12 protein-coding genes, 2 tRNA genes and 2 pseudogenes are annotated in these 12,521 nt (G+C 67.4%); 5 read left to right on the forward strand and 11 right to left on the reverse strand.

Annotated elements, in window-relative coordinates:
• Nucleotides 1-126 precede the first annotated feature (126 nt).
• A complete protein-coding gene (locus tag EAS64_RS43935) occupies nucleotides 127-294 on the forward strand; it encodes a hypothetical protein (RefSeq protein ID WP_187366278.1) in 168 nt (55 codons plus the stop codon).
• Between the two features lie 18 nt (nucleotides 295-312).
• Nucleotides 313-468, forward strand: a pseudogene (locus EAS64_RS47660) (transposase); the annotation flags it as partial.
• A gap of 210 nt (nucleotides 469-678) precedes the next feature.
• Here EAS64_RS47660 and EAS64_RS30045 read toward each other — a convergent pair.
• From EAS64_RS30045 to EAS64_RS47665, 6 genes and pseudogenes are all read right to left on the reverse strand, one after another.
• Nucleotides 679-1,113, reverse strand: a complete 435-nt coding sequence (locus tag EAS64_RS30045) for a VOC family protein (protein ID WP_145858519.1) — start codon at nucleotides 1,111-1,113, stop codon at nucleotides 679-681.
• A 1,631-nt stretch (nucleotides 1,114-2,744) separates the two neighbouring features.
• A complete protein-coding gene (locus tag EAS64_RS30050; RefSeq protein WP_145858521.1) occupies nucleotides 2,745-3,269 on the reverse strand; it encodes a GNAT family N-acetyltransferase in 525 nt (174 codons plus the stop codon).
• Between the two features lie 110 nt (nucleotides 3,270-3,379).
• Nucleotides 3,380-3,868, reverse strand: a complete 489-nt coding sequence (locus tag EAS64_RS30055) for a DUF6188 family protein (RefSeq protein WP_145858523.1) — start codon at nucleotides 3,866-3,868, stop codon at nucleotides 3,380-3,382.
• A 20-nt stretch (nucleotides 3,869-3,888) separates the two neighbouring features.
• Nucleotides 3,889-4,239, reverse strand: a pseudogene (locus EAS64_RS30060) (nucleoside deaminase); the annotation flags it as partial.
• Nucleotides 4,240-4,569: 330 nt separating this feature from the next.
• A complete protein-coding gene (locus EAS64_RS30065; protein ID WP_145858527.1) occupies nucleotides 4,570-5,535 on the reverse strand; it encodes an amidohydrolase family protein in 966 nt (321 codons plus the stop codon).
• A 145-nt stretch (nucleotides 5,536-5,680) separates the two neighbouring features.
• Nucleotides 5,681-5,788 carry a DUF4259 domain-containing protein gene (locus tag EAS64_RS47665; RefSeq protein WP_145858529.1) on the reverse strand — a complete coding sequence of 36 codons (108 nt, stop codon included), beginning with the start codon at nucleotides 5,786-5,788 and terminating at the stop codon, nucleotides 5,681-5,683.
• Between the two features lie 174 nt (nucleotides 5,789-5,962).
• On the opposite strand from EAS64_RS47665, the gene EAS64_RS30075 reads away from it, so the two are divergent.
• The 3 genes from EAS64_RS30075 to EAS64_RS30085 all read left to right on the forward strand — a co-directional run bounded on the left by EAS64_RS30075 (nucleotide 5,963) and on the right by EAS64_RS30085 (nucleotide 9,744).
• Nucleotides 5,963-6,625 (forward strand): hypothetical protein, encoded by a 663-nt coding sequence (locus tag EAS64_RS30075; protein ID WP_145858531.1) that lies wholly within the window; start codon nucleotides 5,963-5,965, stop codon nucleotides 6,623-6,625.
• A 384-nt stretch (nucleotides 6,626-7,009) separates the two neighbouring features.
• Nucleotides 7,010-8,323 carry an IS110 family RNA-guided transposase gene (locus EAS64_RS30080; RefSeq protein ID WP_145858533.1) on the forward strand — a complete coding sequence of 438 codons (1,314 nt, stop codon included), beginning with the start codon at nucleotides 7,010-7,012 and terminating at the stop codon, nucleotides 8,321-8,323.
• Nucleotides 8,324-8,583: 260 nt separating this feature from the next.
• Nucleotides 8,584-9,744: an Ig domain-containing protein gene (locus EAS64_RS30085; RefSeq protein ID WP_145858535.1), complete on the forward strand. Its 1,161-nt coding sequence runs from the start codon at nucleotides 8,584-8,586 to the stop codon at nucleotides 9,742-9,744.
• Between the two features lie 133 nt (nucleotides 9,745-9,877).
• On the opposite strand, the gene EAS64_RS30090 is transcribed toward EAS64_RS30085, so the two are convergent.
• The 5 genes from EAS64_RS30090 to EAS64_RS30105 all read right to left on the reverse strand — a co-directional run bounded on the left by EAS64_RS30090 (nucleotide 9,878) and on the right by EAS64_RS30105 (nucleotide 12,497).
• Nucleotides 9,878-9,950: transfer RNA gene (locus EAS64_RS30090), tRNA-Ala, on the reverse strand.
• Between the two features lie 550 nt (nucleotides 9,951-10,500).
• A complete protein-coding gene (locus tag EAS64_RS30095) occupies nucleotides 10,501-11,379 on the reverse strand; it encodes an Fpg/Nei family DNA glycosylase (RefSeq protein ID WP_145858537.1) in 879 nt (292 codons plus the stop codon).
• 24 nt (nucleotides 11,380-11,403) lie between these two features.
• Nucleotides 11,404-12,081: an HAD family hydrolase gene (locus tag EAS64_RS30100; protein ID WP_145858538.1), complete on the reverse strand. Its 678-nt coding sequence runs from the start codon at nucleotides 12,079-12,081 to the stop codon at nucleotides 11,404-11,406.
• A 73-nt stretch (nucleotides 12,082-12,154) separates the two neighbouring features.
• Entirely contained in the window at nucleotides 12,155-12,277 is a 123-nt protein-coding gene (locus EAS64_RS45155) for a DLW-39 family protein (RefSeq protein WP_222849720.1), read from the reverse strand.
• Nucleotides 12,278-12,423: 146 nt separating this feature from the next.
• A tRNA-Ile gene (locus EAS64_RS30105) sits at nucleotides 12,424-12,497 on the reverse strand.
• Between the last annotated feature and the right edge of the window lie 24 nt (nucleotides 12,498-12,521).

Consider the following 12,521-nt stretch of genomic DNA (forward strand, 5'->3'; position numbering starts at 1 on the left):
TCGTTGTGGTCAGGTGCGGTGGTCACCTAGACCACAAATTTCGAACGTGCCCGTTGTGCTGGACCTGCGGGACTGCTTCCACGACCAGGACAATCAGCGCGAGAGGCAGGTCAAAGAGAACGTCGTATGGGTGCTGTCGGCCCAGCGCCTCGCAGGGCCGTGGCGCTGCAGGCGGAGATCGACGACCTCGACACTCAGCTCACCCCGCTCGTCACCTCCGTCGCCCCGGAGCTGCTGGCACTGCCCGGTGTCGGGGTGGAGACCGCCGGGCAGCTGCTGGTCACAGCCGGATGACACCGGGAACGGCTCCGGTCCGAGGCTTCCTTCGCCCGGTTGTGCGGCGCCGCGCCGATCCCGGTGTCATCCGGGCGGACTGACCGGCACCGGCTGCATCGCGGCGGCGACCGGCAGGCAAACAGCGCCCTGTGGCGGATCGCCCGGGTCCGCATGGGCTGCTATCAAGAGACCAGGGACTACGTGGCCCGGCGCACTGCCGAGGGAAAGACCAAGACCGAGATCATGCGCTGCCTGGAGCGCTATATCGCGCGCGAAATCTTCCCCCACCTGCTCACCGCCGCCCCTCCGACGTCCCGGCCCGACCAGAACCTGGCCGGGCTGGGTAGATCGCGGAAGAACACGTGCTCCGGGTCTACTTCGCCGAGACCTGTGAGCACAGGCTCAGTCGAGGCAGAACTCGTTGCCCTCGATGTCCTGCATCACGAGGCACGACTCGTTGTCGTCATCGGCGGGCAGCAGTCGCACGCGTACTGCGCCCAGGGGGATCAGCCGTGCGCATTCGGCCTCCAGGGCGGCTAGGCGCTCCTCGCCCGCGAGCCCGGTGCCGACCCGCACGTCGAGATGCACCCGGTTCTTGACTGCCTTGCCTTCTGGAACGCGCTGGAAGTACAGCCGTGGTCCCGCACCGGTGGGATCGGTGCAGGCGAACCAGGAACCCTGCTCCTCGGGCGGTAGCGTGCGATTGAAGTCGTCCCAGGTGGCGAAACCTTCCGGTGGCTGCGGGGGGACGTAACCCAGCACCTCGCACCAGAAACGGGCGACGCGCTCAGGGTCAGCGCAGTCGAAGGTAACCTGGAACTGTTTGACCGATGCCATCAGAACACCGTAGAGGAGCCACCGCAGCCGCTGCTGCGCGGGCCGACATCTAGTGCGTTCGGCCGGGACGCTGACCGCTTGACAGCAATAAGAGCATCAGTTACTCGCTGGGGTCCATGTCGGGCTCCGCTTGATGTGCGACACGGCGGATTCAAGCGGTGTGCGCAACGAGTTCGGCGAGCTTTTCCGATGGTGTCATGAATCCGAGTGTTTTGCGCACCGTGGCTTCACTTGATGTGCGACACTCTCACCGCGCTCTTCTGAGCCAATGCGATGGCGCTGGAACCGGCAGTCTCCCTCGAACGTCAAATTGGCATGAGGGTATCGGTCGTTCTCCTGGCTCTCGCGGTTGCCGGGTGCGCCAGCGGTAGCTATGCCAGCGGTCACGCGTCGGCCGCCGCACCGCGCGATTCTCCGGCGCTGGTCTCAGTTCAGGTGCAGGTGCCGTCACGGACGATGGAGGCCGGATCTTCCATGCTCGCGCACATCGTCGTCGACAACAGGACGGGCCACGCTATCCACGCCTACGGCTGCGGGCAGCTTTTTGCGCTCGCGCTCGGGAGCAGCAGCCACCCTGCCGGAGTAGGCTGGCCCGCCTGCCTGCAGCCTCTCACCATCGCGATGGGCAAATCCAGCTATCCGGAGACGATCACAGCGAGCTACTGCAGTTGTGGTGGTACGGGAAGCCCACCCCTGCCTGCGTGCCTGCCCGGCGGGGGACCGCCCCCGCTCCCCGCTGGGATGTACCGCGTCGTGTTCTTCCAGTCCAGGAATATCGTCTCAGCTCCGGCTCCCATTCCGGTGCGAGTCACGCCCCGATCATGACATCGGGCGGCAGCTCGCGGCGCACGAAGGGAAGCCAGGGTGTGTCGCACATCAAGCGGGGCCGATGTGTGTCGCGCATCAAGTGAAGCTAGGCAACCGGCGCTACACAGCTCGGCAATTCGATGATCCCGCCCTGTCAAACTGCGGCTACCTGTTTAGCCGCAGTAGTGCCTTTTCGTGCCGATGCGGTTATCAGGGCGATCATGACAGCGCCCACCGCGAGTTGACCGCCTGCCGCGAAGAGAGCTTGCCAGTATGGCGTGCCCGGTGCCCAGCAAGAGGGGCCGAGCTCACTCCCATCGGGGCCCAGGGGGGAAGCCCTGAACAGCAGGCGGTAATCATGAATGATCAGGAAGCCGACCGCGGCACCTGCGACCAGCAGGATAAGCCAGCAGGCCGCTGACCACCACCGGTGACGGGCATGCCGGAGCAGATGGATCGGGCCGAGGACGAGCAGAATCACCGGACCCCCCACCCACGCGGCCAGCAGCACTACCCACGCCAGTACCCAGGGCCAATCAAGAAAGACAGCACCGTACCCCGTCGCTATCGAGACAGGCCGGATGGACGCGTAAAAGAAATACCCGCCGCCAGCGACGAATGGCAGTGAGTACAGGAGCACGACCGCGAGGGCACATGCCCCGGCCCAGCCGACGTCCGGCTTCGGCGCCGAGCTGGCGGTTACTAGTGAGTCGGCAGGCAGCTCCATGGGGCCCCGACGACAGATCCTCTCGCCTCGGTGCTGTCCCGACGTCTGCCCACGCTCACCGCGCGTACGCCAGCTGGCCAGAGGAACGGCGCAGCTACTAGTTGAGCAGCCGTTCCCACAAGATCTCGTCGCGCCAGGCCCCGGCGGTGAAGATACGCGCTCGGAGGACCCCGCACGGCAGGAACCCGTTATTGCGGAGCACATGCTGTGAGCCCAGATTGTCCATCTGGGTAATGGCCTCGGCGCGATGCAGCTCAAGCTCAGTGATCATCATCTCGACCGCCAGGCTGACCGCACGCGTGGCATGTCCCTGTCCCTGATACTGGTACGCGATCCAGTAACCCAGCTCCGCCTTCCGCCACGCGCTGCGCAGGATGTTCTGAACCGTTACCTGCCCAATGACAACATCGTCCGCCAGGACCACGCCCGGCCATACCTCGCCGTTATGATGCCTCGTAATCATGCTTTTGATGCGACTGCGCTGCTCGGCCGGGGTGTAGAACTCGGGCGGGCGCTCCGGATCCCACCGGGCGAAGGCTTCGGCATCGCGACCCAGGTGGGCGGCCAGCGCTTCCGCGTCGTCTGGCTCAACCAGACGGATACTGGTTCGTGGCGTGTTCATGTCACCTGGTTTCGTTCGCATGGGCCAATCGGCAACGGAGCGTATCGCAGGATGCGGTAGGAGATGGCGTGCGGCGTAGCCAGTCGCCCTTGAACCCGTAGAGAAAATTGTCACAGATACTCGCGGTAGTTTAGGTCCCAGGATTCGTAGTAGGGGTCGGCGACTGCGGGCACGGTGATCTGGGCGCCGTCGGCGAAGTCGACAGTAAGTGTGCCGAGTGCATTGATCGGGTTGCCGTTGCTGTCATGCTCGACCGTTTCGTCGCCGTCGACGGTGACGCTTGTGATGGTCCCTCCGCGCAAGTCGATGACGGGCGCGAGCGTGGTGCGGCTTGTCTGTGGGTTGAGGTTATGGATCGTGCCATCAGAGCTGCGTAGCACGAACGGTGAAAAGATAACCAGGTCGAGATGGACGCGGATACTCCCGTTGTCCGCCTGGTGGAGCAGCTCAAGATGGGTCTGGTAGTCGAATTTGATCTGGAAGACCTGAGAGCCGATGAGGCTGGCGGGCGTCTGCACTGCGATCCCCCCGGCCTGTCGGGAGCGGTGTCGCTTTATCCATTCGTACATGCGGCGGTCCCGTTGGTATTTGAGCAGCAAGATCGCGCTGCTCGGCGATCCTAATACTTGGGCGTGACAGGCTCAGGGAAGGTATTGGCCCAATCCCTCAGCACGTCAGCGGCTAGAGTACGCAGTGATTCGTCTGCGCTGGCTTCCGGTAGCGAGCGCTGGTCCGTATTGGTGGCTAGCTCGCGGTAGAGCTGGAGGTCTTCGAACCCGTACGTTGCTACGTCGTAGCTGGTGGCTCCGAACACGAGGCGTGATACGCGCGCCCAGTAGCAGGCGGTCAGGCACATCGGGCATGGTTCGCTGCTGCTGTAGAGCACGCTGCCGGGCAGCAGGTGGCGCTTGAGCTTCTGCGCCGCGTTCCGGAGTGCCATGACTTCGGCGTGCGCGGGTCGATAAGTTCGATGACGCTGCTGGTGCCTTCGCTGACTACCTCGCCGTCAAGGACGAGGATCGCTCCGAAGGGCGTCTTCCCCTGGTCCTCAAGGGCGCGCCGGGAAAGCTCAATGGCCACGCGAAGGTAGGTTTCGTCAATCGGTGTGAGCGACGACATCGGCGCTACTTCTTTCGCTTCTGCGGAGGGTTGGGCCACGGCTTGAGCGGCGTGACGAACGGGTTCCGGCTGTTTGACCCGTAAGGATGGCCCGGGCAAGCGCTGAATTGGGCGGTCTGCGTGCCTGCTGTGCTCTATCCGGTGCCGGAGTTTGTCTTTGCCAGGGCGGCCGCCTGGTGTTTCAAGACGCCGCCGCCTGCAGTCGCGGGAACAGCGCTGCGGCGGCCGAGCCGGGCACTGCTTCGAGGCGGACGTTCTTGAGGGCGGGCGCGTCGCGGAGCGCGGCAGCCAGCTGGGCGACCGCTGGGGCGGGGGTGAACGGGAAATCGCTGCCGTACAGCAGCCGGTCTGGCCCGGCGACCTCGAGCAAAGCGCCGAGCGCCACCGGGAGCGCCGCGCCGGCCAGGTCGTAGTACAGCCCGGCGAGGACAGCTGGCATGTCCACGGGTGTTCCGGCCTGCATCATCGACATCCCGGCGACCCGGTGCGCCACGATGGGCAGTACCGCGCCGGCGTGCGGCACGATCCAGCGGATCTGCGGATGGCGGGTCAAGGTCCCGCGCAGCGCGAGGTCGACGACGCAGCGGGTGGTGTCGAACAGGAACTCGATCATCGGGGCTGGTCGGCCCAGCGCCGTGTGCTCCGCGCCCGGCGGGGACGTCGGGTGCAGCGTCACCACGGCGGCGCGAGCGTCCAGCTCGGCCAGCACTGGGGCGAACGCGGGGTCGCCGAGGTAGCGCCCGTGGTAGTTCGTCTCCAGCGCGATCGCGTCGGCGCCCAGTTCGTCGCAGGCGCGGGCCAGCTCGGCCAGCGCGCCGTCCACGTCCGGCAGCGGGAGCACAGCCGAGAGCCCGAACCGGCCCGGCTGGCTGGCGGCGATATCGGCCCCGGCGTCGTTGACGTGGCGGGCCAGGTCCCGAGCAGCCCGGTTTTCCTCCAGCGAGTCGTTCCCGAAATGCACCCCGGGCGAGGAGACGGACAGCACCGCGGCGCTGATACCCGCGGCCCCCATGACATCCAGGGCCGCCGCGACGCTCCAGCCCGGCAGGCCGGGCATTCCGTCCGGGTGAGCGTGCCCGGCGGCCCAGCACTCGTTCGCATAGCGTTCGGTGACGTAGTGCGCGTGCGCGTCCAGCCAGCCTGTCATCCCGGTGTCCCACTCTCATGATCAGCCCATCCTGCGCATCAGGCCGCACCACGAGCCAGCGTCCCTGCCGCACCGGGCCCTCAGCCAGGCCGCCAGCCACTACGCGACCTCGCGCGCCTTCGCGTACCCGCACCCCACGCCGTCTTCACTGAGGATTTGCACGGAGACAAGGCCACATGTCGTATCCCTCCAGCAAACCAAGCAGGTCGAGCGCATCGTCGTTATCGAACGCACCCGGTCCCCAGGTTCCCACCCGGCGACTCTACCGCGACGTCTCGCTCCTGGCCGCCCCTAGCACCGCCGCTTGGAGCGTCAGGGCACGCGCTGTGTCCGACGATCAGGTGCTAGCGACCTGCACATGATCGTCATACGAAGGTGCGATTTCGTGTCCTATGACGCCCGAAGTGCGTCCGGTAGTCTGACCGTCGTGACCGCCTGGGACGAGTTGAAGCTAGTCCTCGCCAGGTTGCGCGACCAGCAGCCCGGCGCCCTGACGACCTACCCCTCGCCAGAATCGGACGAGGGCAGGACACCGCCCTTCAGGGTCCAGCTGGCTCCCTGGGCCGCTGACACTGCCGAAGAACTCCACCGCCAGTTCGGAGACGACGTGGAGCTATCGGTCGGGACTCTTCCCTATCCGCCCGGCCGCCAGGGGCCACGGCGGCATGCCCCCGGCCAGGTCCCGGACCTGCTCGACCCACGCGAGGTCACGGCTGCGTTGGACGGCCCGGCCGTGGTCAGCTCCGGGCACACCCTGCATCACCATCTGACGGTTCACAACCTGACCGGCAGCGAACTCCAGATCGCGACCAACGGCCACGTCACCGCCGTCGTCGTCGACCCGCAGACCGGCGAGGTGGTGGGCGGTTTCTCCGGCTGGCAAACCCAGCCGCTGATCTTTTTCCGGGCGGCCCCGGGCGGAAGCGCGCGGATCCCCCTGCTGATCGGCACGGCTAGCCGCACGCTCCGGCTCGGCTACACGGTCCCAGCGGGGGAATGGGGCATCCAGGTGACCCTAAAGCTCGGCTCAGACCCTCGCAGCTCACCTCGTCGGCGCACACCGATCCTGCCTCTCACGATCACCGCCTAACCAGCCCGATCGCTACCCTTCGCCAACTCGGCTTGACACCAATAAGTCTCTGGTGCCCGTTGGACGCCGTGGCGGCGTGAAAATTCCGGGGCACTGCGGGTCTGCTGTGGCTGGGGTCGCTGGCGCTCTGTGGCTCGCATGGCGGGCTTGCGCGGGTTTTCGGCCTCGCGGGGCGCGTGCGGGATAGAGGATGCGGTGGTGCGGCCGCCCGCTGACGCCGTTTGCTCTTTGGCGGGCCTGAACCCCGTTAATAAGTCTGAGCGCCGGGAGCTTCCCTGAGGGCCGTGAATTGGTGCTTCGAGCCCGCGGACCAGATTTCCGCTTGCCCCTTGCTCCTGCGGGCGGCCGCCGCCGTTTACCGCACCCCCATGCTAGGAGACCGCGATGGAAGAGGCAGAGGACGAGCCGCTGTTCTGCGAGCGCGCCGCCGGGATCGACATCGGAAAGCAGATGGTCAGCGTCACGATCCGGGTTCCGAGCGACACCCGGCGGGGCGGCCGGCAGCAGGAGACCCGCGAGTTCGGCACCACCCGCCGCCAGCTGCTGGAGATGGCGGACTGGCTGCGCTGCTGGGGCGTGGAACGGGCCGGGATGGAGGCAACGTCCGATTACTGGAAGCCGGTGTACTTCCTGCTGGAGCAGCAGGGCCTGGACCTCCTGCTCTACCAGGCGTCGCAGGTCAAGGCCCTGCCCGGGCGGCCCAAGACCGACAAGCTGGACTCGGTCTGGCTGGCGAAGGTCACCGAGCGCGGGTCGCTGGCCGGGTCGTTCGTGCCGCCCGACGACATCCGGCGGCTGCGCGCCCACACCCGCTACCGGCGGAAGCTGACCCAGGCCCGCACCGCGGAGAAGCAACGGGCCGAGAAGCTGCTGGAGGACGCGCACCTGAAGCTGTCGAGCGTGATCAGCGACATCCACGGCGTCTCGGGCCGCGCCATGCTGGAGGCAGTCATCGCCGGAGAGCGGAACCCCAGGGCCCTGGCGGCCCTGGCCCGGGGCGTGATGCGCCGCAAGCTCGCCCTGCTGGAAGAGGCCCTGGACTGCTCGTTCTTCACCCCCGAGCACGCCTTCGTCCTGCGGATGATGCTGGACAACATCGACCATTACACCGCCCAGATCGCCGTGCTCGACGAGCGGATCGCGATCTTGTGCCAGCCGTACCAGCGGCAGATCGACCAGCTTGACGCCATCCCCGGCTTCGGCGTGACGACCGCCCAGGACCTGATCGCCGAGATCGGCGTCGACATGAGCGTCTTCCCGACCGCCGGGCACCTGTGCTCCTGGGCCCGCGTCGCCCCCCGCGCCAAGGAATCCGGCGGCAAGCGCAAGGGCCAGAGCGCGACCGGCCGAGGCAACCCCTATATCGGCGCCGCCCTCGGCGAGGCGTCCTCCAGCGCCGGCCGCACGCAGACCTTCCTCGGCGCCAAGCTCCGGCGCCTGTGCCGGCACATGCCCAGGAAGAAGGCCCAGGGCGCGGTCATGAGAACCCAGCTCGCCATCGCCCATGCCCTGCTGTCCGATCCCGCCGCCGAATACCACGAGCTCGGCCCCGGCTACTACGACCAGCAGGCCGGCACCCGCCGCCAGGCCCGCGGCCATGTCCGCAGCCTCGAGCGCCTCGGCTACGAGGTCACGCTCAAGCCCCTGGCCGGCACCGACCCCGAGACCGGCGAGATCATCGCCCGCGCTGCCGGATAGCTGGCCCGCGCCTCCCGGCGCCTCGCACCCTGAGCCGACGGCACAAACCGCCGTCGGCTCAAAACCCATGCTCATATGAGGCTCCTATTTTCGGACCAGTCCCTGTATCGCTGCGCGGCGCCGTTGCGCGGGAGTCTCATGATCCCCCGGAAGATTGCGGCCGGCTTGTGCGCGGTGCGGTGTCTGTTGCCTGGGTGGCAGTCGTCGCAGCCTGTGGCGCGAAAGGTGTTTCAAGGCACTGGCAGATAGGAGGCCACAGGGTGGCCAAGAAGGTCAAGGCCGGGCGTAAGCGGCTCGTCGTCGCGGGCATCATCGTGCCGGGAATGCTGGCGGCCACTGCTGCTGCGAGCGGTGCCGGTGTGGCAGCGACACCGCTTTCGTTGGGTTTCGGGCACTGCGGAGGTGGCTCTGCCGGGTGGAACAGCGCCCTCGAACCAGTCCTGACGTCCGGCACCGCCCTTCCGGGCGGGTGCCGGACAAACCCGCTGGGCCCGGCCGACAACCCGGCCTTCTCCTGGATGGCCATTACCAGTGCGGCCCGCCTCGCCGCGCCGACGACGGAGCCGACGTTCACGGCGAGCACTTCGGGTACGGGTCCCAGCCCGCGCATGGTGATCGACCTGGCCAACGGCGAGTCGCTGGCCGGGTACCCCGGCCTGGCGCTGGCCGGCCAGAGCGGGCCTGACGCGGCCGTCATGGCCTGGGCGGTGGGAGACAGCACCACCTACACCGACTACCTGGCAGCCTACAACGCGGCCGCGGCTTCCTCGGCGACGGTCCTTCAGGCCTTCATCGAGGCGGACGGCGGCACCGCGACTACCGTGACCAGCGTCCAGTACGACGGCAGGTCCCTCGGAGCCGGGACGGTAACGGTTACCGTGCTGGCTGGGCCGCAGACCGTGACGATCGGGTCTGCGGCTCCCCTCCTCAGGATTAAGCCCTCGACGACGAGCAGCGACACGAACGGACTGACCGTCAGGGCGACCGGCCTGCCAGACGGGCTCACGCTCAACCCAGACAACACGATCACCGGCACGCCGGCGCCCGACGCACACAGCGGCACCGCGACCCTAAACGCAACGGACGCCTACGGCCAGACCGGGACCGCGACGATCGCCTACACGGTCAACCCGGCGCCGGCGCCGGTTCCTGTCCTGTCGCACGGCAAGGCGGTCGCGACCACGCCGACCCGTGAGACGGTGACCTGGCAGCAGACGGTCCCCTCATGGGAGAAGTTCACCATCGTGGGGCCGGGCGCGATCAACGGCCACGTCGGCTGGGTGCCCCCGGGCACGGAAATCGGCTACTACTCCGGCCTCGAGGCGCACCACGGTTACACCGTGACGTACACGCCGTACACCGCCAAGGGCGGCTCCCCGATCCCGGGAGCCAACCCCGGCGCGGTCTACTTCGTCAGCTAGCCGCCTGAGCGTCCTCCGGGGGGACGCCGCCCAAGGTTCGGAGCCAACCTGTGGGTGTACTGGCTGGCGGGTCTCGCCCGCCGCGACCAGGACCAGGACAACGAGCTACATCCGAACCGGCATCCGACCTGGGTGGAGCTTAGGGGACTCGAACCCCTGACCCCCTGCTTGCAAAGCAGGTGCTCTTCCAGCTGAGCTAAAGCCCCGTGTTTCCTCGTTTAGGGTACCAGCGGTTACTCCCGGACATGGCGGGCCGTGACGGCGACCTCGGGGATCTTGGGATCACCGCCGAGAGCGACAGGGGTGATGAGGGTCCAACCACCCGGCTTGCGCGGGATCGGGACGCTCAAAAGCGCCCATAACCAGGCCTTTTGCGTTTTTTTTTAGAGTTGTAGGTTCATGTAGACAACCGATCGCAGGTAGCGCTACAGTGAGCACCGCGCTACGCATAGTTGCTCGCTTATTTCCCACGGGCCGCCGCGAAGTAGCGCCATGGGCGTCCCGGGTTCTGGGGGGTTACTGGGGACGCCTGTAGGCCGGCCCCTGGGCGGCCGGCCCCGCCTAGGGGCCGACCATCGGCGCCTCAACCCCCCTTTCCATGAGGGGGCTTTCGTGGGCGTTGTCTGGGGTGAGGGCGAGGGCACTACGAACCAGCGCGGGCGGGCGGCCGGCGCGGATATCTCGGACTGGATCGAGCGCCTTATCCGGGCGGTATGGCGGCGGCTCTTCATCCACAGTGGTGAGGGATGAGAACCGCTACTTGAGCAGCCGGGAAAGCCTTCGGTCAGCCAGGGGTTTGCCGCCCGTCTGGCAGGTGGCGCAGTACTGGAGCGAGGAATCGGCGAAGGAGACCTCGCGGATCGTGTCACCGCACTCCGGACAGGGCTGTCCTGTTTTGCCGTGCACCCGCAGACCCGTCTTCTTCTCGCCCTTCAGGTCCGCGGCCGCCAGGCCAGCCGACCGCTTCACGGCGTCGCGCAGCGTGGTCACGATCGCCTCGTGCAGGGCGGCTACCTCGTCGGGTGTGAAGCTCGAGGCGAGCTTGAACGGCGACATCTTCGCGACGTGCAGCACCTCATCGGAGTATGCGTTGCCGATCCCGGCAATGATGTGCTGGTCGCGAAGCACCCCCTTGATCTGAGTACGCCTGCCGTCGAGGATCGCGGCAAGCGCCTCGACTGTGAAGTCATCCGCCAGAGGCTCGGGACCGAGGGTCGCCACCCCTGGCACTTCCGCGGGATCCTTGACGAGGTATACGGCGAGACGCTTCTGCGTTCCTGCCTCGGTGAGGTCGAACCCTGACCCGTCGTCGAGCATGAGGCGGAACGCCAGCGGGCTCTTGCCCGGCTTGACCGGCTTGTCGGGGATGTCCTCCCGCCAGAGCAGCCAGCCCGCACGCGCCAGGTGGAAGACGAGGTGCAGGTCCCCGTCGCCGTCCTGACCGCGGCAGCTGAGGTCGAGAAACTTGCCGTGCCTTGCCACCGCGGTGATCTCCCGCCCGGAGAGCGCGGTCAGCTGCGGATCGAAGGTCTTGAGCACGGCGAAGGACGCCGCGTCGGCGCGGGCGACGACGTGCCCGACGGCGCGGTCGCGCAGGAAGACGGCGAGCGATTCAACTTCCGGGAGTTCCGGCATGAATACGAGTGTAAGCCGCCGCAGCTACGACGACTGAGCTACGAGATCGGGAAGTCCCGCGACGCTGTCAAGCACGTCAGTGGCGCCGGCCTCGATGAGCGCAGCGGCCCTGCGGCCGGTGCCGAGCCCGGCCACGATCCCGGCCCCCGCCCGGTGCCCGGAGAGCACCCCGTCCGTCGTCGCGCTGACGACCGCCACCTCGCGCACGTCGGCGGCGCCGAGGCGGAGCATCGCGGTAAGCACCGGGTCGGGCCATGGGAAGCCGCGTGGCGCGTCGTCGGCGCAGAGGACCAGGTCCGCGGTGCGCAGCAGGCCGAGCAGGTCGCGGCATGAGCGCCGAGACAGCATGGTGAGCAAGCAGATCCTGGCACCCGATCCGGCCGTCTTCCCTATCGCGTCGCCGACGTCGGCGGGAAGGTCGAGGCTGAACCGCTGCGCCATCGCGCGGAACGAGCGGTCGAAGGCGAGCGACGCCGCCTGCGCGCGCGGCTCGTCAGCGTCGAACACGTCACGGAGCACGTCGGCCGGCGCCCGGCCGTACGACCGGTCAAGACTGACCATGGACCGGGCGTAGTCCTGCGTTCCCGCGACGATTCCCTGCGTGGCGAGTGCCTCCGCAAAGGCGCGCTCCACGATGGAACCGTCAATGACGACGCTCGCCAGGTCGAGGCAGACCAGCGAGATCGGGGGTGAATCGGTCATCGCACGCGCCTAAGAGGGGTTTGGCGCCGCAGCGTCAGCGGCCGGCAGTTGCCAATGTCAGTAGTCGCCAGTGTCAGTAGTCGTCAGTGGCGGTGGCCTCGCTCCACAGGTCGAGGTCAGCACGCTGCGCTTGGACCTTCCGCCACACCGCGAGACCGCCAAGCACAACGACGATGAGGATCAGCAGCTTCTTCATGCCCGTTAGCCTACCCCTCGCCCGGTCGGCTCCTGCTCAAGCTCCCGCAAGGATCTGCCCTTCGTTTCCGGCACCTTGGGGCAGAAGTAGCAAAACGGAAGCGGCCCGGGTCCTCGCGTGAGGACCGGGGCCGCTTCGTCACCGGGTGGGGGTACGTGGACTTGAACCACGGACCTCTTCCTTATCAGGGAAGCGCTCTAACCGTCTGAGCTATACCCCCGCAGGGGGCACCGGTTCGGTGACT

This window comes from Trebonia kvetii, from assembly GCF_007827045.1.
GTDB lineage: Bacteria > Actinomycetota > Actinomycetes > Streptosporangiales > Streptosporangiaceae > Trebonia > Trebonia kvetii.

Excerpts from the sequence above, each read along its gene's own strand:
- EAS64_RS30045 (WP_145858519.1), bottom strand. The coding sequence starts at position 1,113 with ATGGCATCGGTCAAACAGTTCCAGGTTACCTTCGACTGCGCTGACCCT.
- EAS64_RS30050 (WP_145858521.1), bottom strand. The coding sequence starts at position 3,269 with ATGAACACGCCACGAACCAGTATCCGTCTGGTTGAGCCAGACGACGCG.
- EAS64_RS30095 (WP_145858537.1), bottom strand. The coding sequence starts at position 11,379 with ATGCCGGAACTCCCGGAAGTTGAATCGCTCGCCGTCTTCCTGCGCGAC.
- EAS64_RS30080 (WP_145858533.1), top strand. The coding sequence starts at position 7,010 with ATGGAAGAGGCAGAGGACGAGCCGCTGTTCTGCGAGCGCGCCGCCGGG.
- EAS64_RS45155 (WP_222849720.1), bottom strand. The coding sequence starts at position 12,277 with ATGAAGAAGCTGCTGATCCTCATCGTCGTTGTGCTTGGCGGTCTCGCG.
- EAS64_RS30065 (WP_145858527.1), bottom strand. The coding sequence starts at position 5,535 with ATGACAGGCTGGCTGGACGCGCACGCGCACTACGTCACCGAACGCTAT.
- EAS64_RS43935 (WP_187366278.1), top strand. The coding sequence starts at position 127 with ATGGGTGCTGTCGGCCCAGCGCCTCGCAGGGCCGTGGCGCTGCAGGCG.
- EAS64_RS30100 (WP_145858538.1), bottom strand. The coding sequence starts at position 12,081 with ATGACCGATTCACCCCCGATCTCGCTGGTCTGCCTCGACCTGGCGAGC.